This is a genomic window from Nocardiopsis akebiae (assembly GCF_018316795.1).
Taxonomy (GTDB): Bacteria; Actinomycetota; Actinomycetes; order Streptosporangiales; family Streptosporangiaceae; genus Nocardiopsis; species Nocardiopsis dassonvillei.
In genome coordinates this window covers 2059579-2083662 of sequence record NZ_CP074132.1, presented here as the reverse complement: position 1 = coordinate 2083662, position 24084 = coordinate 2059579, and the positions used below count along the sequence as shown (strand labels likewise).

The window sequence follows — 24084 nt, the reverse complement described above, 5'->3', positions numbered from 1 at the left end:
GTGTCCCCGCTCAGCTGGAAACGGGCGGGGGCACCCCCACACTCTTCAGGACCACGCCATGTCCCTCTCTTCCGACACCCGCGCGGCCTGTCGCCGCACCGACATCGACCCCGACACCCTGTTCGTCACAGGCCGCGCCCAACGCGAGGTCACCCGTATCTGCCGCAGCTGCGCGATACGCCTGCCGTCCCTGCCTGAAGCCCTGAAGAACCAGGAAGAGCACGGGATGTGGGGCGGCATGACCGCACGCCAGCGCCGCCAACTCCTCCAGCAACACCCGACCGACTGGGAGCAGGCGATCACCACCCCGGTCCCCGCCATGACAGGAAGACGATGACCGAGCCGTTGAGTGCGCAGGAGCTGTCGAGCGCTCCCGCCATCATTCGCCACCTGGCCGCCCACGGGCGCCGCGCCACCGTGGACACCACCATCACCGCGTGTTCACACGGGTACCGCGTCACCATCTCCTCCGCCAAACAGGACCGCCGCATCCAGGCGCACCTCATGCGGAAGGGACGCCGCTGGTGGCAGGAGCTGGCCTTCTTCGAGGGTGATACCGAAGTGGACGTCGAGGGCGGGCTCGCGGAGATGATGCGCCTGCTCAGCAAGGCCGGTGACCGGGTGGGCTCCCCAGTCGCGAACACCCGTCACCTGGGCACCAACCCCACTCTGGCCACGCGTTCGCACACCATCATCCGCGTTTGAGCAGGGCTACCACGCCGGAGCTACCGGCATGGACGACCTGCACCTGGTGACCACCGTGGGTGACCTGCTCACTCAACCGTCTGGCCAGGGGCCAAGCATCGACGGCGTCGCCCGCCCGACTTGCAACCGTCTGATCCTGCACACCTGGCTCAACGGGGTCCTCATCGCCGCCAAGACGACCGCAGTCATACCTCTGGAAACGGTCGACCTGCTCTTGTCTTGTCTTCTGCCCCACGTCCTGTGCACCCCGAGGAGAGCCATGCCGACCAACAGCACGCCCTTCCGACTCGCTGTGGTCAACATCAAGGATGGTGGTATTCGGCATCCGCTCGGCATGGACCACGTGCTGACGGAGTTGTTCGCGACCGTCAAGGCCCCGCCAACCGCAGTCGTAGTCACCGAAGCCCGCGACTGGGACAAGAACGGCACCCGGCTCGGACTACGAGCCACCAGCGTCCTGGCCGACATCTTCGGCCCCCGCTATCAGATCCGCATCGGCCACCTGGAGCGCGCGCCGGTCCCGCCCGCAATCATCTGGAATCCGGACCAGCTTGCCCTGATCCGGTGGGACGTCCCCTCCAGCACCCCGAACAACTCCGACGTGTGGAACCGAGCGATCTTCGAAACCGCCTGGTGGGACAGCCCGCTCACCGTCATGGCCGCCCACTGGCACCCGTGGGACCGCACCAATCGGCTGCACTCTGCCCTGACCGCCTCCGGGCTGCTGGGGCCCGAGAGGTTCGCCATTCTCGCCGGGGACTTCAACTGCTCCCCCAGCGGAGACTCCGCCCTGTGGCCGTTCACCGACTTCACCCAGATGCCAATTCACCAACGCCACCACAAGGGGTGGCAGCCCAACGGGCCGTCGGGCCCGTGGGCAGCACATACCGCACCCCTGGACCACCTACTCGGTACCTGGGATCCCGCCACCAGAGCTCGCGTGGGAGGTATCGGGTGGCATACCGCGGTCGAGGTCGCATGGGAGCTGCGCGGTCGCCCCACCGGGCTCTTCCCCGCCACGGTCAATGACGGCATCGACTTGGGCGGAGGAATGGTCATCGATCACGCCCTGCTCAGTCCGGCACTGGCTGAGACCGTACTGCCTGAGGAGACAGCGGTCCATCTGCCCAGAGGAGCGATGGTCAGTGACCACCGGCTTCTCACGACCGCACTACAGGCAAGGTCGTCCCTGCGCACCTGAGGATTCTGTCGGTGAACATGCGCACGGCGCTCTACTCACCCCCGGCGACACCACCGACGGCCGCTGAAGTCCCATGGCTGCGCTGATACGCGACCCGGTGCCCGAGCAGCGATGTGCCGGCCCTGCAGCAAGCACAGCGGGTCTCCTGGAGATGCGGCTGTCGGCACAGGGGATCGGCGTGCCCTGCACCGCGTCACCGTTTCGGCACCCCGCCCGACGGTCGCTGCTCCACTTTCGATATCGTCCTCCGATATCGGACCACGTCAGCAGAGACGGAGCAGCCACCCGTGAACACACCGCCGACACCCCCGACGGTTCGGCGACCGTCGCCCGCAACCCCAGCACCGGACGTGGTGGGGATGGTGTGGAGATGAACGGGTCAACCGAGAAGAAGGTTACTGCCGCCGCCGGACTCGGGACCGTCGGCGAGGTGTTCCGAGTCTTCCTCACCTTGGGCCTGACCTCGTTCGGCGGGCCGGTGGCGCACTTGGGCTACTTCCGGGAAGCGTTCGTGGTGCGCCGCAGCTGGCTCACCGAGTCCGACTACGCGGACCTGGTGGCGCTGTGCCAATTCCTGCCCGGACCGGCCTCCAGCCAGGTCGGCATGACCATCGGGCTGCGCCGGGCCGGGTACGCGGGGATGGCCGCCGCGTGGGTGGCCTTCACCTTGCCCTCGGCGATACTGCTGGTGGCCTTTGCGCTGGGCGTGCAGGCCGTGGGAGCCGAGCCCGGGGCCGGATGGCTGCTCGGGCTGAAGGCGGCGGCGGTGGCCGTGGTCGCACACGCCGTGGTGGGCATGGCCCGAAGCCTGGCCTCCGGAAAACGCCAGGCCGCGATCGCGGTGGCCGCTCTGGTGCTGGTCCTGCTCCTGCCTTCGGCTCTGAGCCAGGTCGTGGCGATTCTCGTGGGCGGTGTACTGGGCCTGTTCTGTCTGCACACGACCGCGTCCACCCAGGACGGTACGGACGGCGGCGGGGTCGGTGTGAGGCGCGGGACCGCGCTGGTGTGCCTGGGAGTGTTCGCCGCCCTGCTGGTGGCTCTGCCCGTGTTGGCGACGCTGCCAGCCAATCCCGCCGTAGGAGTGGCGGACGGCTTCTACCGAGCGGGGTCGCTGGTCTTCGGTGGCGGGCATGTGGTGCTGCCGCTGCTGGAGGCCGAGGTAGTGAGCAGCGGAGCCGTGGACCACGAGTCCTTCCTCGCCGGGTACGGCGCGGCACAGGCCGTGCCCGGACCGCTGTTCACCTTCGCCGCCTACCTGGGCGCGCTGATGCCCGTAGCCGGAAGCCCGCTGCTGGGCGCAGCGATCGCCCTGGCCGCGATCTTCCTGCCCTCGGCGCTTCTGGTCGTGGGCGCACTGCCGTTCTGGGAGCGGCTGCGCACCGCGCCGCGCGCCCGCGGCGCCATGGCCGGAGCCGGTGCGGCAGTGGTGGGGATCCTGGCCGCGGCCCTGTACGACCCGGTCTTCGTCCAGGGCGTGGTCTCCTCCGGCACGATGGCCGTGGCCGCGGTTGCGTTCGTGGCTCTCTCTGTGTGGCGCCTGCCTACCTGGGCGGTCGTCCTGGTGGCCAGCGCGGCCGGGTTCGTATTCCTGTAAGCGGCCACGGCGCGGTCCGGGTCGCGGTACCAACCCCGCTTCACCATTCCCCGGCGCGATCCGTTGTGGGGATCCGTCCGGTGCCCCGACGCAGCAGCTTGGGCGCGAGAAAGAGCAAGACCACGGCCAGGAGTGCGACGACTAGGCCGATCCAGTTGCCCGCAGCCAGCGCACGGCCGCCGAGTGAGCCGGCCAGGGTTCCGCAGACCGCCCACAGAGCGGCGCCGACGGCGGAGTAGAGGACGTAGCGGCCCAGCGGGTAGGCCAACATGCCAGCGGTGACACTGAAGGCGGTCTGACCGCCGGGGACGAATCGGGAGGCGGCGGTGCCCGGGCCGCCGTAGCGCTCGATCCGGCGCTGGGCCCAGCCAGCCGCGCGTCGACCGCGCTCTCCCCGCTCCAGTCGGGTCAGAGCACGCCAACCCAGGAGTCAGCCGCACAGGTAACCGACACCGTCACCGGCCAGTGATCCCACCGCGCCGCACACGCCCACGGCGAGGATGTTGAGGCGTCCGGCACCGGCCAGCGCCCCGGCCGTGAAGATAGCGGCCTCGCTGGGCAGCGGCGGGAACACCGCCGAACCTGCCAGACACACGATGAGGACCGGGCAACTGAGCGGAGTACCGGCGGCGACGGCGTCCAGCGGGTTCACGCGCCGCCCCGACGCGGTCCGGACGTCCCCACGCCATCCGGCGGATCCGTTCCTTTCAGGACTCGGGACCGGTCGTTCCCGCCATGCCGCCTCATCAGAGCGTGCCTGACCGAAAACACACGGCAGCTACCCATCGCTTCACGATATCGACTCGCGTTATTTTCGCTTACCCGAGCCAGCACGCACTCAACCACCACTGGTTTTCCCCTCGCCGCCGCTGGCGGCGAAGAAAGCGCTCACCGGGGTTCCTCAGTGCCCAGCACCTCGCGGGCCAGTTCCCTGAGCGCCGCGCGATCCTCGGCCAGTACCTTCCTCCCGGCCTCGGTGGCGCGGTAGACCCGCCGCGTGCGGCCCTCCACCACCCGCTGCTCGGACACGAGCAGGCCGTCGGACTCCAGACGGTGCAGGGTGGGGTACAGCGTGCCCGGGCTGATGTCGTAGCCGTGGGTGGCCAACTCCCGCGTCATCCAAGCACCGTGGATCTCCTCCTCGGCAGCGTGGTGCAGGATGTGCAGCCGCACCGCCCCACGCATGAAGTCGCGCATGCCTCGCCTCCTCGAACACTGTGCTGCGCGCACCCTATATCACGAGCCCGATATCGGGATCAGATACCGGGCCGAGGCTGCTGTTCACTCCCTGGACATCCGCGCGAAGCTGTCCGTAGATATCGTCCTTCGACATCGTGATCCGATATTTGGAGGCGATCAGCGTGATCATCCATACATCCACCCTCGACGCCGTCATCGACACCCTGGTCGCCCGCCACCCCGAAGTCGACCCCGCACAGGTCGCCGCCTGCGTGTACGCCACCTACGACGCGCTCAAGAACGGCGCTACCATCACGACCCACCTGATCACCCTCACCCAGAGCCGCGCGCACAAGGAGCTCGTCAAGGCTGCAGAAAGCGCCCAGGGCGCGACCGATCGCACCGCCTGAGGAAGCTTCGCGCGCCAGGGACCCACCACTGCCGCAGCCCACGCTGCTCCGCCCTGGACACCCAGGACCCGAGTGATCCACGAGTCGAGACCATCGAAGGGCTCACGCCCCAGGGATCCGTGCGCGAAGCCGCGACCGAAGGCGGAGAGGTGGACCCGCAGACGGAACCGCTCCTAAACCCAGCGCGGGGCGAACGAACGGCAGAGGTGACCGAATTAGGAGGTCGGGCAGCGGGGGCCGTCGACGCAGGGAGCCTCTCTAGGCTCAGTGCCCTCCTCTGGGCTCCGTCGCTCCAGCAGGACGGTGTCGCGCCAGATCCCGTGGTGGCGGGCAACGCGCTCGCGCACGCCCACGGTGCGGTAACCCGCCTGGTGGTGCAGGGCCAGGCTGGCCCGGTTCTCGGGGAAGATCGAGGTCTGGAGCGTCCACAGTCCGGCGGTGTCGGCCTCGGTGACCTGCCGGTACAGCAGCGCCTTGCCCACGCCCCGGCCGCGCGCGTCCTCGGCGACGTAGACCGAGGTCTCGGCCACCCCGGAGTAGACCTCGCGGGCGGAGACGGGCGAGGCGGCGGCCCAGCCGACGACGCGGCCGTCCGACTCGGCGACCCACCGGTGGTCAGGCATCCATCTGCCCTTCAGGTCCTCGACGGCGGGCACCTGTGTCTCGAAGGTGGCGTGGCCGGTGGCGACGCCCTGGGCGTAGATCTCCCGGACCGCGTCCAGGTCGGCGTCGGCCATGGCGCGGGTGGTGACGTCGGCGGGCAGGTCGGTGGGGCAGCACGGACGGGCGGTGAGCATGCCCATCACCGCGTCGGCGGCGTGCGGCAGGCCCGTGCAGCAGGCGGGATTGACCGTCACCCGTGTCGAGGTGCCCGCCTTGGTGAGGGTCACGAACCCGACGTCGGCGAGCTTGCGCAGGTGGTGGGAGACCGTGGGTTGGCGGACCTCCACCATCTCGGCGAGTTGCCCCACGCTGACCGAGCCGGGGGTGGTGGCGATGGCGTGCAGGAGCTGGACGCGCATGGGTTCGGCCAGGCAGGCGAACCAGGCGGCGTAGGTCTCGGCGTCGGCTTGAGGGAGTTCGGGAGTGGTGCGCTCAGGCTGTATCACGGTCATACTTCACATTATCGACCACGATCTATGGTTGCGTCCATCGGCAGACATCGATAGGGTCCTGTTTCATAGACACTAGTCAATGAAAGAGGTGTGTCATGGGTGGCAAGCATCCGGTCGTGGTGATCGGAGCCGGTCCGGTAGGGCTGGCGACAGCTGCGGAGTTGGTCGCGCGCGACCTGCCGGTCCTGGTCCTGGAGAAGGGGAACTCCGCCGGTGCCGCCGTGTCCGATTGGGGCCACGTGCGCCTGTTCTCGATGTGGCGCGACCTGGTGGACCCGGCCGCGGAGAAGCTGCTCACCGCCACCGATTGGCGGCGCCCGGACGACGCGGGCTACCCGACCGGCCGCGAGTGGGTCGAGGCCTACCTCGCTCCCCTGGCCGGGGCCCTGGGCGAACGGGTCCGCTTCGGCGCCGAGGTGACCGGCGTGAGCCGCATGGGCCGGGACCGGGTCGTGGACGCCGGACGCGGGGAGCAGCCCTTCACCGTGCGCCTTCGCACCGACCGGGGCGAGGAGCGGATCCTGGCCCGCGCGGTGGTCGACGCCTCCGGCACCTGGGGCACGCCCAACCCGGTGGGCGGCGACGGGCTGCCCGCACTGGGCGAGTCGACGGCCGCCAAGCACGTCTCGTACCGCATTCCCGACACCGCCGCCCCGACCGAACGGGCCCGGTACGCGGGCCGCACCACGGCGGTCGTGGGCAAGGGTCACTCGGCGCTGACCGCCCTGGTCGCTTTGACCTCGCTGGCCGAGCAGGAGCCCGGAACGAAGGCGTTGTGGGTGCTGCGCCGCGGAGAGGTCGGCGACGCCTTCGGCGGCGGGGCCGCCGACCAGCTGGCCGCGCGCGGCGCCCTGGGACAGCGCGCCCGCGAGGCCGTTCAGGCCGGGCACGTCGAGGTGGTGACCGGGTTCCGCACGGCCGAGGTCCGCACGGAGCAGGACGGACGTCTCGTACTGGCCGACGAGGACGGCCGGGAGCTGGACCCCGTGGACGAGGTGGTCGCCCTCACCGGATTCCGCCCCGACCTGTCCTTCCTGTCCGAGATCCGCCTCGGCCTGGACAGCGCCCTCCAGGCACCGGTGGAACTCGCCCCGCTCATCGACCCCAACCAGCACTCCTGCGGCACCGTCTACCCCCACGGAGCGCAGGAGCTCTCCCACCCCGAGGAGGGGTTCTTCCTCGCCGGGATGAAGTCCTACGGGCGCGCCCCGACCTTCCTCGCCCTGACCGGCTACGAGCAGGTCCGCAGCGTCGCCGCCCACCTGGCCGGGGACCGCGAGGCCGCCGCCCGGGTGGAGCTGGTCCTGCCCGAGACGGGGGTCTGTAGCGGCGGAGGCCTGTCCGAGGAGCCGGACGCGGCGGTCGAGAGCGGCGGCTGCTGCGGACCCACGCCCGAAACCGCAGAGGAGCCCGCAGCCGAGCAAGGTGGTTGCTGCGGCGGCTTGGCCGTCTCCGAGGCGCCGGTGATCTCTCTCGGCGAGAGCCGCACCGTGCCCTCCCAGGAGGCGGCTGCGTCCGCCGGAAGCGGCTGCTGCTCCACATCGGTTCAGCAGGTCGAGCTGGGTGAGCCGGACCGGGTCTCGTGACACCTGTGTCCAGTCGGGTCTCCGGCGCGTCCGCACCCGCCGTGGTCGGTGCGCGCCGAGGCCTGGCGGTCCTGTGTGTCACCGTCACCGCCAGCTACGGGGCCTTGTTCTACGCCTTCCCCGTCCTAGCTCCGAGCATCACCGCCGACACCGGGTGGTCCCTGACCACGGTGACCGCGCTGTTCTCCGCCTCCCAGGTCATGGCGGGGTTGACAGGTATCCCAGTGGGGCGCTGGGTCCAGGCCCGGGGCCCGCGCCCGGCAATGGCGGCGGCGGCTCTGCTCGCGGCTCCCGCCGTGGCGGCCATAGCTCTGGCCCCGAACCTGTGGGGCTTCGCCGTCGCGTGGCTGGTGGCGGGAGCCGCGATGGCTGGGCTGTTCTACCCTCCGGCCTTCGCCGCCCTGACCCACTGGTACCGGCAGGACAAAGTGCGAGCTCTGACCGCGTTGACCCTGGTCACCGGGCTAACCAGCACCATCTTCGCTCCATTGACCGCACTACTGGAGGGAGCGTGGGGCTGGCGAGGCGCCTATCTGGTGCTCGCGGCCATCCTGCTCCTCGTGGTGGTGCCCTTACACGCTTTCGCCCTACCCCGAGGCCTATCTTCCGAGAACGATGGCTATTCGGGCGGCCAGAAGAAGGATGTGCGCTCTGTGGTGCGCAGCCGCGCCTTCTGGGCCCTCACAGCGGCTCTGCTCCTAGGGTCCTTCACCATGTACGCGGTCGTGATCAACATCGTCCCTCTGCTGAAGCAACAGGGATTCGGCACGACGGAAGCGGCCTGGGCCCTGGGTATGGGTGGCGTGGGACAGGTGCTCGGCCGTCTGGTCTACGCGCCCCTAGAACGGAGGACCGGCCCGGTTCTGCGCACTGCGGCCGTTCTGGGTGCCTGCGCGGTGACCACTCTCCTTCTGGCTCTGACCCCTGGCCCTCTGGGGTTGGTCCTGGTCGTCGCCGCCCTAGCGGGCATGGCACGTGGCATCCTCACCCTCCTCCAGGCCACCGCGGTAGCCGACCGGTGGGGAACGGAGCACTACGCCACCCTCAACGGCGTCATGCACACCCCGCTGATGTTGGCCGTCGCGGTCGCGCCCTGGGCTGGCGCCGCCCTGGCTGGTCCCCTGGGCGGATACCCGGCGGCGTTCGCGGCACTGGGAGCGCTGGCGGCACTCGGCGCGTTGACCGCCCTAGCCACTCGCACCGAGCGGGTTGTCACCTCTTCTTGATCCTCCCCTCGAGGTGCGCGCCCTCGCCAGAATGAAAGAGCCTCTGTTATGGACGACGTTCCCCTCGCCGTCATCGGTGCTGGCCAGGCAGGTCTGGCCACCGCCTGGGCCGCCAACCGGCGCGGTCTGCGCCCCCTTGTGCTGGAGGCGGCCGACCTGCCGGGCGGCTCGTGGCCGCACTACTACGACAGCCTGTCCCTGTTCTCCCCCGCCCGCTTCTCCTCCCTGCCCGGACACGCGCTACCGGGCGATCCGGAGCGTTATCCGCGCCGGGACGAGGTGGTGGACTATCTGCGCGACTACGCCTCGCACCTGGACGCGGACCTGCGCTGCGGCCAGCGGGTGAAGCGGGTCGAGCGCGACGGGCACGGGTTCACGCTCACCACCGCCGACGGCTCCCGGGCGCGGGCCGCAGTGGTGGTCGCCGCCACCGGCGGCTTCACCCGACCCCATCGCCCCGACCTGCCGGGGCTGGCGGACTTCACCGGGACCGTCCTGCACGCCGCTGAATACCGTGTCCCCGAGCCCTTCACCGGCCAGCGCGTCGTGGTGGTCGGCGGCGGCAACTCCGGAGTCCAGATCGCCGCGGAGCTCGCCGACGTGGCCCGGGTCAGCCTCGCCACCCGGGCACCGGTGACCTGGGCGAACCAGCGGCCCCTGGGCCGGGACATCCACTGGTGGTTCACCCGCAGCGGTCTGGACGCCGCCCCGCTGCGCGGCGTCTGGGAGAAAGGTCCGACCCTGGTCAACGACGACGGCCGCCACCGTGCGGCCTTCACCACGGGCAACCCCGACCGGCGGGAGATGTTCACCCGACTGGAGGGCGGAAAGGCGGTGTGGGCGGACGGCGCGGTGGAGGAGGTGGACACCGTTCTGCTGGCCACCGGGTACCGGCCCGCACTGGGTTACCTCTCCCCCACAACGGCGCTGGACTCCCGCAGGCGTCCGCTGCACCGCGGTGGGATATCCACCACCGTGCCAGGGCTGGGGTACGTGGGACTCGAGTTCCAGCGCAGCTTCTCCTCGGCCACCCTGCGCGGAGTCGGACGCGACGCCCGACACGTCGTGCGACGACTCCTCGTCGGAGTGCGCCGATGAGGGAAACATCTGCTTCCGTCCAAGGAACGCACGCTAAAAGGGCCAGCCCGGACCGAATCACACACCATGGAAAGAAGAGGACCATGCAACAGACAGAAGCGACCACTGGAGCGGAAGCGGTCAGCTCTGAGGAGGAGAAGACGGTTTCCCTGCGTCACCTCAGCGCCGCCAGGCGCCGGGCGCTACGGACCCTGTGCGACGACGGACCAGCCTCGGCCCAGGACGTCGCCGACATGTGGCGGCACAGCACCCCACTCACGGCGCGGGCCCACCTCATCGCACGGCTGCTGTGGGTGCTGGAGTCCCTGGACTACGCCGAGCCCACTGGTGCGCCGGGGGTTTACCGCGCCACCGCGCGCGGTGCACGGGCCCTGCAGTGGCACTGAACGCTCGGCCCCCTCACTTCGTCCCAGGCCGCGCCTCACGCTCAAGCTCCTGGATGATCTTCGCGACAGTCGCCTTGGCCGTGCGCGCCGCACCGATGAGGGTGGCCGAGGCAGGGCCTGTCCAATCGCCGTAGCCCAACAGGTGCAGGCGGGGTTGGGCTACGACCCTGGTCCCCTCCACAACGACCCTGCCCCGTTCGTTGACGAGACCCAGGGAATCGAGGTGGCGCAACACCGGGTAGAACCCCGTGCACCACACGATCACGTCGCACTCCACCGTGCTGCCGTCGGCCCAAGCCATACCGGTGTGGGTGAGGCGGTCGAACATCGGCTCAGCTTTGGTGTCTCCGCGTTTGCGGGCCTCGCTCACGCTCGGCACCACCACGATGTCTCCCAATTCCGCAATTCCCCCGGGGTGGGCTTCTCCTCGTTCAGCCGCTTTCTGCGAGCCTGTGGCGAGAGCGAAGAGAGCCCTACCGTCGACATCGTCAGGCAGGAACCGGGGCGGACGCGAGGTGATCCAGGTGGTCCGCGTAACTGCGGATACCTCAGCCAGGATCTGGGCCGCCGAGTTACCTCCGCCTACCACCGCGACGTGCCGCCCGACGAACTCTTCGGGGCGGCGGTAGTCCACCGTGTGGAGCTGCTCGCCCTCGAAGACGTCACGGCCTGGGATGTCTGGGATGTGGGGCGCCCGCCAAGTGCCGGTGGCGCTGATGACATACCGGGCTGACCAGGTGTCCCCATCGGTGACCAGTCTCAGTCGGCTCCCCGCCCGCTCGACCCGACGCACGTGCACCGAGCGCCGGACCGGGAGAGCATAACGGCGCTCGTACTCGGTCAGATACCAGGCCACGTGCCGCGCGCTCGGGTATTCTTGCCCCTCCTCAGCAGGCATCCACCAGCCGGGCAGCATACTGTGCGCGGCCGGGGAGAACAGCCGCAAGGAGTCCCAGTACTCGGGCCAGGACCCTCCCGGTTCCTCACGGTCGTCCAAAATGACGAAGTCGGCCTTGGCTCGGCGCAGAAAGTACCCGGCCGCCAGTCCGACCTGTCCGCCGCCGATGACCGCGACGTCGACCAGGTGTTCCATCCATCCTCCCGGTGATCACGTGAACGGGGCCCGCTTATCTGCGGGCCCCATGGACGAGCCCGCTACCTCCGCTCCGGGGCGAAGCGCCGGCGCCAGGCCAGGGACACGTACACCAGGGCGATGAGCACGGGCACCTCGATCAGCGGACCCACCACCCCGGCCAGGGCCTGGCCCGAGGTGACGCCGAAGGTCGCGATCGCGACCGCGATGGCCAGCTCGAAGTTGTTGCCCGCCGCCGTGAAGGCCAGCGTCGCGGTGCGGTCGTAGTCCATCCCGGCCGCCTTGCCGAAGGCGAAGGTGCCGAACCACATGAGGGCGAAGTAGGCCAGCAGCGGCACCGCGATGCGCGCCACGTCCAGCGGTTGGCTGGTGATCCGGTCCCCCTGGAGGGCGAAGAGCAGCACGATGGTGAACAGCAGCCCGTACAGCGCCCACGGGCCGATCCGGGGCAGGAAGGCCGACTCGTAGCGCTCGCGGCCCATCCTGCGCTCACCGATCCGGCGGGTGAGGAACCCCGCTATGAGGGGGATTCCGAGGAAGATCACCACGTTGAGCGCGATGAGCCAGGGGGAGGCGTCCAGGCCGCCGGTGTCCAGGCCCAGCCACCCGGGCAGCAGGTCCAGGTAGAACCAGCCCAGCAGACCGAAGACCAGCACCTGGAAGACCGAGTTCAGCGCGACCAGCACTGCGGCGGCCTCGCGGTTACCGCAGGCCAGGTCGTTCCAGATGATGACCATCGCGATGCAGCGGGCCAGGCCGACGATGATCAGGCCGGTGCGGTACTCGGGCAGGTCGGCCAGGAAGATCCAGGCCAGCGCGAACATCACCGCGGGGCCGATGAGCCAGTTGATCACCAGGGAGGAGACCAGCAGCCGGGTGTCGCGGGTGACGGTGTCCAGCCGGTCGTAGCGGACCTTGGCCAGCACCGGGTACATCATGACCAGCAGGCCGAGCGCGATGGGCAGGGAGATCCCGCCGACCTCCATGGCGGCCAGGAGTTCGTTCAGCCCCGGGACCAGGCGCCCCAGACCCAGGCCGACGGCCATGGCGAGCAGGATCCACACCGCGAGGAACCGGTCGAGGAACGACAGTTTCGCGACGACGGACCCGCCCGTACCGCTGGTGGTCCTGTCGGTCGAGGCCATCAGCAGGGCCTCCTGTTCGCGGCGGCGCCGCTGGAGCGGGCGGTGGCGGCGAGCCCGGCCAGGGCCCCGGAGAGGTCCTCGATCCGGTCCGGACGCAGCCGGTAGTAGGTGAACCGGCCGCAGGGCTCGGTCTCCACCACCCCCGCCTCGCGCAGGATCCGCAGGTGGTTGGACAGGTTGGTCTGGCGCGCCCCGGTCTCCTCGACCAGGTGCGTCGTACACAGGGTCTCCCGGGCGAGCAGGGTCACGATCCGCAGCCGGAGCGGGTCTCCCAGAGCCCTCATGAGGTCAGTGTCGACTGATATCAGCATGCGCTGATACTATCTCATCAACCGAGGCTGATGAATTGCCGAACGGCCTCTTCTCTCGCAGAGGAATCCAGAGTATGGCCACCCCTGAGCCGCAGTCGCTCCTGCACGAGCGCGTCAATGTCGGTGCCGCACGCCTGGCCACTCGTCACCAGGGCCGTTTCTCCATCGAGACCGTGCAGGCACTCATCCTCGACTCCTACCAGCGCCTGGCCGCCACAGCCCGGGTCATCACTCACCTGAACGTCCTGGCCGAACGTCTGGCTACCGAACGCCTGGACGCCCTCGCCTCCATCCAGCAGGTTTCTCATGACCGGCCACCCCGCGTGCTGTTCGTGTGCACGCAGAACTCCGGGCGCTCCCAGATCGCCGCCGCCCTGCTGGCTCACCGTGCCACGGAGCCGATCACCGTCTCCTCCGCGGACACCGAACACGTTGCGGACGTGGAGCCGAACCTGGCCAGGGTTCTACAAGAAGTGGGGGTGGACCTCGGCCCGGCCTACCCCAAGCCGCTGACTCAGGAGGTCGTGGAGGCAGCCGACGTCGTGGTGACCCTGGGCTGTGGGGACGCGTGCCCGGTCGTGCCCGGCAAGCGCTACCTGGACTGGCCCACCGCTGATCCCCACGGCGCCTCCATCGAGGACCTGCGCCACATCCGCGACACTATCAACACACATGTCGGCGGCCTCGTGGCCTTCCTGGCCTCGCCGTCCATCACCGCTGAAACGAAGTAGAGGCAGTACCCATGACCAGTTCCGACAAGCCGTCCGTCCTGTTCGTGTGCGTCCACAACGCGGGCCGCTCCCAGATGGCCGCCGCCTGGCTGTCCCATCTGGCCGGGGACCGCGTGGAGGTCCGCTCCGCCGGGTCCGCGCCCGCCGACGCGCTCAACCCCGCCGTGGTCGAGGCCATGGCCGAGGTAGGCGTCGACATCACCGGCCAGCGGCCCAGGATCCTCACCACCGAGGCCGTCGAGGCCTCCGACGTGTGCGTGACCATGGGCTGCGGCGACACCTGCCCCGTCTTCCCCGGCAAGCGCTACCTGGACTGGACCCTGCCCGACCCCGCCGGTCAGGACGTGGCCGCCGTCCGCCCCATCCGCGACGAGATCAAGAAGCGCGTCGAGGAACTGGTCAAGGAGCTCTCCACTCAGGAGTGAACAGGGCAGCTGGAATAGCACATAGCGGGTTCTTGGACCGCCCAGTCGCCCCACGCCACCAGAGAAGTACTCCGAGCCCTGCTCGAACTCGGAAGAACTCGTGGCCAGCAGCGGCAGGCACGGGCCACAGTGGCGGCGTTGAGGACCTCTTGCGCTCCTTCTCCAGCCCACGTGAGGCGATGTTCAGGGTGTACTGCTGATCGACGGTAAACCGGTGAGAATGGCCGGTCACGGTCTCTTCTGGTGTCGGACAGTGGGCGCGAGCCGCTCGATGTGACCGCTGATCTGAGTGAAGGCGTCCTCGAAGGCGGTGGCGGTGTCCGCCCGTATCGGGTCGGGAACCGACCAGTGCAGACGATCGCGGGCGGGAGGGAGTTCCTCGTGAGCGCTGTCGCAGACTGCCACGATCAGGTCGCCCTCGCGCAGCACGTCATCCACGTGGGCGGGGGTTCGGGACCCGATTCGCAGACCGTGACTGCGGGCTGTGGTCAGCGCGCCTTCGTGGACGCGAGGGCCGGGATGGGTACCGGCCGATGCTGCGGGGACCGGGCTGTGGTGTTCCCACAGCGCGGCGGCCAGTTGGGAGCGGGCCGTGTTGTGGGTACACACGAACACCACGCGGGGCGTGTTCAGGAGGGGGGCCAGTGTCAGGGCTGTGAGCGCCTCAGGGCGAAGGCGAATGTAGACCCGGCGCTGGTCCGCTTCGGAACGGACACGGGTGATGACATCAGCCTCCTCCAGGATGCGTAGGTGGTAGGCGACGAGGTTAGAACGCATGCTCAACAGTTCGCCCAGTTCGGTGGGGGAGGCGTCGCCTGTTCGCAGGACGTCGGTGACGGCCAGGCGGGCGCTGTCCGCCAGCACCGCGTGCAGCCTGGCCCGGCGTTCCAAGGCAAGCTCAGCGTTCATCGGGTCAACATTCACAGGGTGAACATACGGGGACAAGCCCTCGCTCCTTCTCTTCGCTCGAAGCCCGTCTGGGATTCGATACCTGCTCTGAAGTGCGCCATGCCTGTTGCGCGGGAACCACAACGCTTCCGACGCGCTCGCTCGTCGCCATCCGCCTTCGACACGGCCTCCCAGACTCGGTCTGAACGCCCGGCTGTCTTCGGGCGACAGGGGTCCCCCATTCCGGGAGAGCCCAGTCGGGTCCGGCCTGCGACGGTGAAACCCGGAACGCCGGCGTTCGTTCCCCAGAACTTTCGAGCCAAGAGGATGAGCGACAGCGGGAAGCGCCGGACCCAGAACGGGACCGAGGCGAAGTCCGCGAACGGCTACCCCTCGCCCACACCGATATCCTAATCCGCCGACACGGCAGGGGAAAGGACGGGAGACATTGCCGCGCAGCGCAACTGCTCCAGCGAACGCGCTCCGCGTGCTTTCTCGTTCACCGTTGAGACCGCGGTGCCGCGCGGCACGTGGCACCGATGCAGAATCGGCCGCCCCAAATCCTCTGCCTCGACGGCCTTCTCGATCCCAAAGGGAGCGATAACCCTTTTCTTGGCTAGCCGAAGTGGGACAGTCGGCACTTGCTCATCGAAGGAGGCTCTTTTTGAGAGCCACGAAATCAGCCCCGGCTTTGCGCGAGGCTGTCTTTGTCCCCAGGAAAAACCGAAGGCAGCAGAAGCCGGGGAGCCGGATTCGCCCGCCCCGGAGAACCTCTCATACCACTTCCTCGCCCGACAGGCCTCCAGCAGAGATGGAAATAGGTAACAGCAGTGGACCTGATTCGTCAATGGAATAAAATGTGAACCATGTCACATGAAACTTTGGTCGCTGCCGCGACCCGTGCTTGGCAACGCCACCTGGAAGCATATTGAACATACTCGTGCTTCTAGTTTCGCCCTCCCCGCTCAGTGGTGGCTCTTTCGCCACTCCGAGGCGTACCCCATGGCGGGAATCAGATACTGGAAATCGTTCCGCACGAGGGACGGAAAAGCCCGACCAAGCTCTCTTGGCCGGGTTCCGATCCGTGTACACCGGTCGTCAGGTGCTGGCGCTCGCATGGGTCGGCTGATCCCCGCGGCTCTCCAGTAGGGAGGCGATGACATTCCAGTTCACGGCACAAGCGCGCGCGACCGCCGCGATTCTGGCTGCCTGGTGCGGGGGGATGTGTTCGACGAGGTCGGCCTCATCGTGGCGTATGACGCGGGCCTCGAGCCAACGAATCATCGTGCGGCCCTCGTCGTTGTACCGGAGAGTGGGATCCCTCTTGAGCGAGTCGAGCACAACCCCGAGATCGATGGGTCGGACCTCGGCGGAGCGCTGCTTCGTGCCTTTCATCCTTGCACTGACCTGTTCGTTCAGCTCGGACGCAGCCGGATGGTCAGCCGTGGTCAACGCGTCGCCGACCGCATCGCCTCTCGTCCCGGGCGCGAAGGTGTCATCGCTGGATTGGGGATTGTCCTCACCTCCCATCCGGTCACGGATGTCCCGCACCGTCTCCATGGAGACACAGGCTAGCCTGGAGATTTCCCGAAGTGATGCCTCCGGGTTCTGCGACAGGAGGTCAGCAGCCCTTCGGTGTTTTTCGTCGGGGTTGACGACCCGGACACGGCCGTCGAGCCCGACTCGAACCGCAGATTGGACAGCGGGGTCGGTTGAGGCGCGGCGCAGGGTACCGACCGTCTTTCCGGACAAGCCGACCCTGGCGGCGATCGCTCGGTCCGACCATTCGGGGTGACTGGCCAGGATCTTCTTCGCGGACTCCCTACGGTCGGCCAGAGTCAGAGGAAGCCCATGTCGGATGTTCGCTTCAACCGCTGTGAGAAAACAGTCAGGGACCGAGCCGTCGAAGTAGACCACCTCGATGGTTGTGCGGCCACTCATCCGTGTCGCCTGCAGGCGGTGCATCCCGTCGATAACCCGCATCGTCGACCGGTGGACAAGGATCGGAGGTAATTCTTCGATCCGCTCGACCAGACGTGCCACGTGATCGCGGTCGATCCCTTCCACCCGGGGGGAATCGGCGTCCAACAGGACGTCGACCCGGACTCGCTCCGAAGTGGTCGCCATCTCAGCTCCTTTGACGAAGAACGCTATCCATGGTCAGCGTGGCGGATTCAGTATGGTCGCCAGCGGTGCGCCGAATCCTTTCGCCATCGACAGAGCCAGAGACGGACTCGGCACGGAGAACGTGGACGCGGATGCCGTGGTCAAGCCGGACAGGGGAAAGAAGCGCGAGGACGCGCCGACGCGCACGGGGTTCCGGAGCAGCGCTGAGGTGAGTACTCACAGAGACCAAGAATAAAGTGTATTTTCTCTGTTTTCAACCAACAACAGATCACCTGCTCTGTTTTTCTGGGAGGTTTGGCACCGTACGTGCTCGATGATGGCACCGAGTCGGGCGCGGATAGCCGCACCAGTGGCCCTTGACGCAGGTAGTGGACGCGTGTACCCGCTGATCATGATCAATATTGGCCTCGGAAGTCGGGACCATGAAGAGGCAGGAGTGGTCGGAGCGGACGTGGGTTCTTCTCATCCAGGATGCGAGCGTGAAGTTAGTTCATTCTGGGTACGCTGATACAACTCTGAACCGGGTCGGTACCAGTGCTGGCGTGACCATAGAAGCACTGACCTTCCGTTTTTCGTCCAAGGCGGCGTTGATCGAAGCCGTATGCACATGGGGTGCCGACGTCACGCGATGCGCACGGACCGTGGTGGACGAGGTGTCCGATGTTCCGCGCTCCCAGGACCGGTTGCGCCTGCCCGCGTAGGTAGGCGCCATCTTCGGCACCCACGGCACCATGCCCCTTGGGCCCCGGGTCCGCTCCCCTCCTCCTGTCGTCCTCAGTTGGCCCGCTCTCCCGCGGCGGCCCCACACCCAACAACTGACCGTTCGGGCAGGGGCCGAGGCCCCTGGGCGCCCACCCGGCGGAGCAGGTTCACTGATGGCAACAGTGCTCGCTGATGAGATCATGAGTGATGCCGTAATGGCGCCCTGATCAGGGAGATGTCGGTGCTCCTCGCCCGGCTCGCGGGGCACCACCGAAGGACACAACAGCAAAAGCTGTTGACATGAATAATTACTGTTGATAGGAGTAGGATTATGTCGAAGGAACTGGACATCCGGCTGCTCGAAGGCGAAGAGCTGTCGAACTGGGAGCGGGCTCGGCTGCTCGTTCCCAAGCTGAAGGCGCTGGCCGACGAGAACCGTACGATCCTGTGCCTTCTCCTCGCCGAGCGCCCGCACACCGTCAAGGAACTCCAGGAAGCAACCGGACTCAGCCAGACCCTCATCAGTCACCACCTGCGCCCCCTGCGTGAGCAGGAACTCGTCAAGGTCATGCCCCGTGGCCGGTCCAACGTGTACGCGCTCTGCTGCGAGGAGCTCGGGATGCCGGTCCGCTGGCTCGCCTCGCTCGCGGCGCTGACCCCCGAAGGCGCCAAGGCATGCTGCCTCAGCGAAGAAGACGACGAAGCGACTACCCCCCCAGAGGAACCAACAGATGTCTGAAAACTGGATCGAGACGATCAAGACGTTCGGAACGATCGCGATTGAGCTGGTCCTGCTCTTCTTCGCGGTCGCGTTCCTCGTCGCTCTGCTGCAGCGCCGGTTGGGTGAGGAGAGACTCCAGCGCTGGCTGGCGGGGGGAAAGCTGACGGCCCCTCTGAAGGGTGCTGTTCTCGGTGCGCTCACCCCCTTCTGCTCGTGCTCCACGCTCCCGATGCTCATGGGCATGCTGAAGGTCGGGGCACCCTTTCGGGCGGCGGCGGCGTTCCTGCTCGCCTCTCCCCTGCTGAATCCCATCATCCTCGGTATCACCTGGATCCTCTTCAGCTGGCAGGTCATGGTCGGCTACTTCCTGGTGGTCTTCGTCAGCACGATCTTGCTCGCTCTCCTCCTGGAGGCGCTGGGGATGGAGAAGTACGTCCGCCGGGTCAAGGTCAGTGCGGAGGGACACAGTGACGCCCCCTGGCAGGGCCTCAAGGCCGAGGCCCGTCCCGCCTGGGACCAGGCTGTGTCGTTCTTCAAGCCGCTGGCGATTCCGATGCTGATCGGTGTGTCGATCGGTGCCTTCATCTACGGTGTGGTTCCCGAGACTTTCCTGGCCTCCGTCGCGGGTCCCGACAACCTGTTCGCCGTGCCGGTCGCCGCGCTCATCGGTATCCCCCTCTACATTCGCACCGAGGCCGCCCTTCCCATCGGCCTCGCCCTACAGGCGGCCGGAATGGGGCTGGGCCCGGTGTTCGCCCTCATCATCGGTGGGGCCGGAGCCAGTGTTCCCGAACTGGCCATGCTGGCCGCGATCTTCAAACCGCGGTTGGTCGGCGCCTACGTCGCCTGCGTTCTGGTGGTCGCCATTGCCGGTGGCCTTCTCATCCCCCTCGTGGCCTGATTCCCTCCGTTCTCGCACCCGCGGTTCCTCTCCGGTCGACGACCGTGAGAGGGGCCGCGATCGTCGTTCCGCGCGTAGCGCGGTGGCCGATTTCCCCCAGCGGAGGTCATCGGCGCACCGCTGCCGTCGGTACGGCGACGGTGAGCGGCAGGTTCGACCGCAGGCAGAGCAAAGAGCCGGTGGCCCCGTCGAGGGACGGGGCCACCGAGCCGGAAGTCCGATCCGCCGGGGATCAGAAGTTGACCGAGACGACCTTGGCCGGGCCGGAGCCCTTGGTCGCGGTCAGGGTGTGGGGGACGTTCGGAGCGATGTAGAAGCTGCCGCCCTGGGGAATCGTCGCCTCCTTGGGGTTGGCCGGGTCACCCCACTTGAAGTGGATGTCGCCCTCCATGCAGAAGATGATCTCGTGGGCGTCGTGGCCGCTGTTGAACGCCGCCTTGTCCGGGTCGTCGACGTTGACCTCGAGGAGCAGCGGGACGAGGTTGGGCAGGGTCCGGGTGCGCACCAGGCAGTTGTAGGTGTAGTACTCGGTACCGTCCCGCATGCCCTCGACCACCGGGTTGTCGCTCGGCATCTGGACGCGGACGCCCTCGTCGAGGTCGGTGACGAACCCGGGGGTGAGCTCCGCGGTCGAGGTCCCCAGGATGCCGGCGATCTGGGTCAGCTTCTCGAGGGTCAGCTCGCCGCCGCCCTTCTCCTCCATGGCGGCGACGTCGTCGACACTCAGGTCCAGCATCTTCGCGAAGGACCCTCGGTCCATCTTGATGTGCTCGCGGCGGTCCTTGATCTTCTGACCGTAGGTCTCTTCAAGGGCAGGAGTCGCTGCCATTTCTCTTTCTCCTTCGGTGATTCGGTGGTGGCGAAGCGGCAAAGGAAACCGAGCGGTGGTCCGGCTGACACGTCCGATGGCGAGTCTGCCGAGCGGGACCAGGTGGCCCTGGCACCTCCTTCTCCTCTTCGCGGATCACGGTGCGGGCTCGCACCGTGAGGTCTTGATGGCTCCGCGCCGTACAACGGCTCAGGCCGTGGCCGAGGGGGACGAGATGCGCGTGCACGAGACGCCGTCTGGCCAGTCTCCGAAGGGACTGAACAGGTGGGAGTAGTCCGTGCCCTGCGCCGATCCGCGCATGATGAAGCATTCGGCCCCGGCCGAAGCGCAGGCCAGGAGCGCGTCGAGTTTCGTCTTGAGCGCCCCGGTCGAGTCCCACGGGCTCTTCGCCCACAGCGCTGAGTAAGCGCGCTCGGGGAAGGCCGGGTCGACATGGGCCAGGACGTTCTTACCGTTGGGGCCGTCCAGCAGGATCCCGGGGACGTCCGTCAGGCTGACCACCCGCAAGTCGGCGTCCAGGGCCCGGACGAGGAACTCCGGCACTCGGTCGCTGGAGATGCCGTGGAGCCTGCCGTCCATGTCCAGGACACTGTCGCCGGACAGGACCGGAAGGGCACCGGAGTCGAGAACCTTGGTCAGGACGTCGCCGCGCACCGAGAACGATCCGTCGTCGTCCAGGACCGACATCGCGCCGAGCTGGAGGGGAAGCGCCCGGACACCCTGGCGCCGCAGGGCTTCCGTCCACGACCAGCGGACATCCGCGAGCGCTTTGGTGAGGGGGATGCACCCGAACGGGTCAGCGCCGTCGTTTCCGCGGAGTGCACCGTGGCCCAAGGCCCCGCCGCCGGTGATGAAGACGAGACGTCCGCAGTGCCCCTGGAAGAGCCTGGAAACCATTCGAGCGTAATCCGCTATCGCTGACATGTCGAGGCTGTTCTCAACACTCTTGTCGGAGAAGAGGCTTCCGCCGATCTTGAGCGCGAGGATGGTTGTCGCCTGCGAGCCCTCACGGGGAGCTGGACGTTCTCTGCCGAGTCGCGTGTCGATCGCGGGGATGACGCTCACTGTAATCGTTCTCCACTTTCATGCAGGGTAGACAGGTTCGCGTCCGCAGCAGGGCGATCCGCCGCCCGGCGGAGTGAAGTGCGAACATGAATTCCGAATGAGCAAACTCCGAAATATCTGAGGAGTGCTCTCGGCCGACGGGGAGGACGGTGGGGGTGTCGGTGATCAGGATCGCTCTTCGGCAGCGGCCCTGCGACTTCGAAACAGCAATTGTTCGACTGAGATGAACCTTAGAGGCGACATGTCGGACATGTCCAGAGGGTGCAGCACATGCTTTCCCCCGGCGCACCTCGAACAGCACGTTCGGTACGATCAGAGAGGAGTTTCCGCACGTGGGAACACCTGAAGGCAGACATCTCGGCTTGACGGCGTCAGCACCGAAAGGGCTTGTGCGTTGCACCTGGCAGAAAAAACAGCCTGCACCGATCACTTGATCGATGCAGGCTGTTTTTTCTGCTGGTCGATATTACTTCCAGGGAAACCTTGCCACGATCCCCCGAGAGTTCTTTTCGGTTGTCGACCTAGCGGGAGGAGGTTTCCTCAGCCCTCACGTCGACCTTCGCCGGGGTCTCCGCCTGGGGCGTCTCCTCTTCCTCCTCGGTAACGCTCACGGCGCCGCAGCAGCTGTCCAACTCTTGCTTGGAGCCACCGCCGGTGAGCTTCTTGAAGAATCCTCCAGCCATGTTTGGCCTCCAATCTGTTTTCGTTCCGACGAACCGCTGGTGTCCGCCAGAGGGAAATCGATGCCCCGCTCTTCGAATGACCGTTGGGACAAGAGGCCGGGTCAAGGACCCCAGCACACGGGAGTCCACGCCAGGACGGTACCCGAATGGATTCCTTCCGGCCTGCGGAGCATCGTGATGGACCTCTGGGATGGGGAACGTCTTTCTCCTCTCCATTAATAACAACAGCCAACGCTGGTGTCAACCATGGAAGTTGATCGAACTTCGGTGGTCTCAGCGGACCAAACGCCTCAGGAGCATGCTGACCAGTTCAAGGGCGAAGACCACTGTGAATGTCATGAGCGTGATCAGGGTGATGACCTCGTATTCACGCGTCTGCGTTGCCTGCAGGAGGTAGAAGCCCACCCCGCCGGCTCCGACGAGCCCGAGCAGGGTCGCGGACCGGATGTTCACGTCGAGTTGGTACAGGAGTCCGCCGATGAGTGCGGGGGCCGCTTGGGGAAGGACCGCGGTGAAGTAGCGCTGGGTCCTGGACGAGCCGAGCGCGGACATCGCTTCCAACGGCCCGGCGTCGATCTCCTCGAGCGAATCGGCGACGATTTTGCCAAGGAGACCGACGGACCCGAGCGCCAGCGCGAACACTCCCGCCACCGGACCCAGACCGATCACCACGACAAACACAATCGCCACGACTAGTTCTGGCAACCCGCGGACCGCGAGGACGAAGCCTCGGCACGCTCCGTGCACAACCCGGTTCCCTGAAATGTTCCGGGCGGCCAACGTCCCGACGGGCACAGCTAGCAGCGCGCCCAGGAAAGTGGCTGCCAGACCGATCTGGATGGTTTCCAGAAGGGCGAGCAGGAGTCGGTCCAGCATGCCCGCGTCCCCGGGCGGCCAGAACAGACCCAATGTCGTGGCGAAACCCGCCCAACCGGCCGAGGCCCTGGTCTCCAGTACGCCACTACCGAACAGGGACGCCATCAAAGCGGCGACGACGATAACGACGTACAGCCAGCGGCGCACCCGGGAGAAACTGAGCGGAGGAGAGACCCGCCGTGCCGTTCCCGTCGGTGAGGCAGTGCGGGGTGCCGCCGGCGGCATGTTCGTACCGGAGGCGCGGCGCCCACGGAACAACCGGGTGCGGAAGCCGTGCGCACCGAATTCGACATCCCCGGATCCGCGCAGGAGGACCCTGCGGATCGAGGTGGACACCATCTCGGTCAGCAGGCACAGCAGCAACAGGATCAGTGCCCAGGAGATCCCGAGCCCGAAGTCGAGACGGGCGAACGCGTTCGTCATCTCGAACCCGATGCCCGCCACGCCCACGATTCCGAGGACGGCCGACACCCGCAGGTTGATGTCGAAGCGGTGGAGCCCGATCGCAATGAACGCCGGCAGGGCCTGGGGAACGACCGCGGTGAGGAGCCGCTGGGCACGGGTGGCGCCGATGCTGTTCAGAGCCTCCCGAGGACCAGGTGCTGTCTGCTCGATCGCGTCGGCGTAGAGCTTGCCCACCATTCCGATCGAGTGCAGACCCATCGCGAGAATGCCGGGGAGCGCCCCCAGACCGAACAGCCGGACGAAGAGGATGGCAAGGACGACGTCGGGAACGGCGCGAGCAGCCACGATCAGTCCGCGTGACGTGAACTGGTGCAGCGCGCTGGGGGTCGTCACCGATGACGCCCACACGGCCAACGGGAGGCTGAGCGCGATGGAGAGCAGTGTGGCAAGGAAGACTGTGCCCAGTGTGATGCCGGTCTGCTGAAGTACGTCCTCGGCGCTGGGAAGGGACAAGGGCCAGATCCGCCGTATGAACATCTCAGCGTTGGAGGCCCCCTGGCCCAGGGCCGCGATGTTCACTCCAAGGGAGTTCAGCGACCAGATCCCGGTACCGACGAACAGGCAGAGGAATCCGACGACCACCCCGGTGTTCCTCGGCGGACGCTGCGGGCCCCCCTGAAGG

At 67.5% G+C, this 24084-nt stretch carries 27 protein-coding genes; 14 read left to right on the top strand and 13 right to left on the bottom strand.

Features of this window, described 5'->3' with window-relative positions:
• Window positions 1-58: 58 nt before the first annotated feature.
• The 4 genes from KGD83_RS08935 (at window position 59) to chrA (ending at window position 3500) form a co-directional block, all read left to right on the top strand.
• Window positions 59-337: a WhiB family transcriptional regulator gene (locus KGD83_RS08935; protein WP_212643362.1), complete on the top strand. Its 279-nt coding sequence runs from the start codon at window positions 59-61 to the stop codon at window positions 335-337.
• A complete protein-coding gene (locus KGD83_RS08930; RefSeq protein ID WP_212643361.1) occupies window positions 334-705 on the top strand; it encodes a hypothetical protein in 372 nt (123 codons plus the stop codon). The genes KGD83_RS08935 and KGD83_RS08930 overlap by 4 nt, the downstream gene beginning before the upstream one ends.
• Before the next feature lie 28 nt (window positions 706-733).
• A complete protein-coding gene (locus tag KGD83_RS08925; protein WP_249352227.1) occupies window positions 734-1906 on the top strand; it encodes an endonuclease/exonuclease/phosphatase family protein in 1173 nt (390 codons plus the stop codon).
• A 370-nt stretch (window positions 1907-2276) separates the two neighbouring features.
• Window positions 2277-3500, top strand: a complete 1224-nt coding sequence (chrA, locus tag KGD83_RS08920) for a chromate efflux transporter (protein WP_212643360.1) — start codon at window positions 2277-2279, stop codon at window positions 3498-3500.
• Window positions 3501-3540: 40 nt separating this feature from the next.
• Here the strand turns inward: chrA and KGD83_RS08915 are convergent, their stop codons facing one another.
• The 3 genes from KGD83_RS08915 to KGD83_RS08905 all read right to left on the bottom strand — a co-directional run bounded on the left by KGD83_RS08915 (window position 3541) and on the right by KGD83_RS08905 (window position 4697).
• The gene (locus tag KGD83_RS08915) at window positions 3541-3903 is read right to left on the bottom strand and encodes a DedA family protein (RefSeq protein ID WP_256448863.1); all 363 of its coding nucleotides are present in this window, start codon (window positions 3901-3903) and stop codon (window positions 3541-3543) included.
• Window positions 3904-3930: 27 nt separating this feature from the next.
• The gene (locus tag KGD83_RS08910; protein WP_212643359.1) at window positions 3931-4152 is read right to left on the bottom strand and encodes a DedA family protein; all 222 of its coding nucleotides are present in this window, start codon (window positions 4150-4152) and stop codon (window positions 3931-3933) included.
• Window positions 4153-4388: 236 nt separating this feature from the next.
• The gene (locus KGD83_RS08905; RefSeq protein ID WP_212643358.1) at window positions 4389-4697 is read right to left on the bottom strand and encodes a PadR family transcriptional regulator; all 309 of its coding nucleotides are present in this window, start codon (window positions 4695-4697) and stop codon (window positions 4389-4391) included.
• Between the two features lie 137 nt (window positions 4698-4834).
• Here KGD83_RS08905 and KGD83_RS08900 point away from each other — a divergent pair, with 137 nt between their 5' ends.
• Complete coding sequence (locus KGD83_RS08900; protein WP_212643357.1) at window positions 4835-5089, top strand: three-helix bundle dimerization domain-containing protein; 255 nt, start codon at window positions 4835-4837, stop codon at window positions 5087-5089.
• Window positions 5090-5304: 215 nt separating this feature from the next.
• On the opposite strand, the gene KGD83_RS08895 is transcribed toward KGD83_RS08900, so the two are convergent.
• A complete protein-coding gene (locus KGD83_RS08895; protein ID WP_212643356.1) occupies window positions 5305-6204 on the bottom strand; it encodes a helix-turn-helix domain-containing GNAT family N-acetyltransferase in 900 nt (299 codons plus the stop codon).
• A 95-nt stretch (window positions 6205-6299) separates the two neighbouring features.
• Here KGD83_RS08895 and KGD83_RS08890 point away from each other — a divergent pair, with 95 nt between their 5' ends.
• The 4 genes from KGD83_RS08890 (at window position 6300) to KGD83_RS08875 (ending at window position 10500) form a co-directional block, all read left to right on the top strand.
• Window positions 6300-7790, top strand: a complete 1491-nt coding sequence (locus tag KGD83_RS08890) for an FAD-dependent oxidoreductase (protein WP_212643355.1) — start codon at window positions 6300-6302, stop codon at window positions 7788-7790.
• Window positions 7787-9016, top strand: a complete 1230-nt coding sequence (locus KGD83_RS08885) for an MFS transporter (RefSeq protein WP_212643354.1) — start codon at window positions 7787-7789, stop codon at window positions 9014-9016. Before KGD83_RS08890 ends, KGD83_RS08885 begins: the two co-directional genes overlap by 4 nt.
• A gap of 48 nt (window positions 9017-9064) precedes the next feature.
• On the top strand, window positions 9065-10114 hold the full coding sequence (locus tag KGD83_RS08880; RefSeq protein ID WP_212643353.1) for a flavin-containing monooxygenase: 1050 nt from the start codon (window positions 9065-9067) through the stop codon (window positions 10112-10114).
• Between the two features lie 83 nt (window positions 10115-10197).
• Window positions 10198-10500, top strand: coding sequence for a hypothetical protein (locus KGD83_RS08875; protein WP_212643352.1), 303 nt, complete (start codon window positions 10198-10200; stop codon window positions 10498-10500).
• Window positions 10501-10513: 13 nt separating this feature from the next.
• On the opposite strand, the gene KGD83_RS08870 is transcribed toward KGD83_RS08875, so the two are convergent.
• The 3 genes from KGD83_RS08870 to KGD83_RS08860 all read right to left on the bottom strand — a co-directional run bounded on the left by KGD83_RS08870 (window position 10514) and on the right by KGD83_RS08860 (window position 13022).
• Complete coding sequence (locus KGD83_RS08870) at window positions 10514-11593, bottom strand: ArsO family NAD(P)H-dependent flavin-containing monooxygenase (RefSeq protein WP_212643351.1); 1080 nt, start codon at window positions 11591-11593, stop codon at window positions 10514-10516.
• Window positions 11594-11655: 62 nt separating this feature from the next.
• Window positions 11656-12738 (bottom strand): ACR3 family arsenite efflux transporter, encoded by a 1083-nt coding sequence (gene arsB, locus KGD83_RS08865; RefSeq protein ID WP_212643350.1) that lies wholly within the window; start codon window positions 12736-12738, stop codon window positions 11656-11658.
• Entirely contained in the window at window positions 12738-13022 is a 285-nt protein-coding gene (locus tag KGD83_RS08860; RefSeq protein ID WP_212644330.1) for an ArsR/SmtB family transcription factor, read from the bottom strand. Before KGD83_RS08860 ends, arsB begins: the two co-directional genes overlap by 1 nt.
• Window positions 13023-13123: 101 nt before the next feature.
• On the opposite strand from KGD83_RS08860, the gene KGD83_RS08855 reads away from it, so the two are divergent.
• Window positions 13124-13780 carry an arsenate-mycothiol transferase ArsC gene (locus KGD83_RS08855; protein ID WP_212643349.1) on the top strand — a complete coding sequence of 219 codons (657 nt, stop codon included), beginning with the start codon at window positions 13124-13126 and terminating at the stop codon, window positions 13778-13780.
• A gap of 11 nt (window positions 13781-13791) precedes the next feature.
• The gene (locus tag KGD83_RS08850) at window positions 13792-14205 is read left to right on the top strand and encodes an arsenate reductase ArsC (protein ID WP_212643348.1); all 414 of its coding nucleotides are present in this window, start codon (window positions 13792-13794) and stop codon (window positions 14203-14205) included.
• Window positions 14206-14433: 228 nt separating this feature from the next.
• Here the strand turns inward: KGD83_RS08850 and KGD83_RS08845 are convergent, their stop codons facing one another.
• Window positions 14434-15114, bottom strand: a complete 681-nt coding sequence (locus KGD83_RS08845; RefSeq protein WP_212643347.1) for an arsenate reductase/protein-tyrosine-phosphatase family protein — start codon at window positions 15112-15114, stop codon at window positions 14434-14436.
• 1077 nt (window positions 15115-16191) lie between these two features.
• Window positions 16192-17220 carry a ParB/RepB/Spo0J family partition protein gene (locus KGD83_RS08840; RefSeq protein ID WP_212643346.1) on the bottom strand — a complete coding sequence of 343 codons (1029 nt, stop codon included), beginning with the start codon at window positions 17218-17220 and terminating at the stop codon, window positions 16192-16194.
• 422 nt (window positions 17221-17642) lie between these two features.
• On the opposite strand from KGD83_RS08840, the gene KGD83_RS29220 reads away from it, so the two are divergent.
• From KGD83_RS29220 to KGD83_RS08825, 3 genes are all read left to right on the top strand, one after another.
• Window positions 17643-17921 carry a helix-turn-helix domain-containing protein gene (locus tag KGD83_RS29220; RefSeq protein WP_212643345.1) on the top strand — a complete coding sequence of 93 codons (279 nt, stop codon included), beginning with the start codon at window positions 17643-17645 and terminating at the stop codon, window positions 17919-17921.
• A 332-nt stretch (window positions 17922-18253) separates the two neighbouring features.
• The gene (locus tag KGD83_RS08830; protein WP_212643344.1) at window positions 18254-18661 is read left to right on the top strand and encodes an ArsR/SmtB family transcription factor; all 408 of its coding nucleotides are present in this window, start codon (window positions 18254-18256) and stop codon (window positions 18659-18661) included.
• Window positions 18654-19544: a permease gene (locus KGD83_RS08825; protein WP_212643343.1), complete on the top strand. Its 891-nt coding sequence runs from the start codon at window positions 18654-18656 to the stop codon at window positions 19542-19544. Before KGD83_RS08830 ends, KGD83_RS08825 begins: the two co-directional genes overlap by 8 nt.
• A gap of 232 nt (window positions 19545-19776) precedes the next feature.
• Here KGD83_RS08825 and KGD83_RS08820 read toward each other — a convergent pair whose 3' ends face one another.
• The 4 genes from KGD83_RS08820 to phnE all read right to left on the bottom strand — a co-directional run bounded on the left by KGD83_RS08820 (window position 19777) and on the right by phnE (window position 24044).
• Window positions 19777-20373, bottom strand: a complete 597-nt coding sequence (locus tag KGD83_RS08820; protein ID WP_212643342.1) for a cupin domain-containing protein — start codon at window positions 20371-20373, stop codon at window positions 19777-19779.
• Between the two features lie 189 nt (window positions 20374-20562).
• Window positions 20563-21438: an amino acid kinase family protein gene (locus tag KGD83_RS08815; RefSeq protein ID WP_212643341.1), complete on the bottom strand. Its 876-nt coding sequence runs from the start codon at window positions 21436-21438 to the stop codon at window positions 20563-20565.
• 521 nt (window positions 21439-21959) lie between these two features.
• Window positions 21960-22121, bottom strand: coding sequence for a hypothetical protein (locus tag KGD83_RS08810; protein ID WP_212643340.1), 162 nt, complete (start codon window positions 22119-22121; stop codon window positions 21960-21962).
• A 273-nt stretch (window positions 22122-22394) separates the two neighbouring features.
• The gene (gene phnE, locus KGD83_RS08805; RefSeq protein WP_212643339.1) at window positions 22395-24044 is read right to left on the bottom strand and encodes a phosphonate ABC transporter, permease protein PhnE; all 1650 of its coding nucleotides are present in this window, start codon (window positions 24042-24044) and stop codon (window positions 22395-22397) included.
• Window positions 24045-24084: the final 40 nt, after the last annotated feature.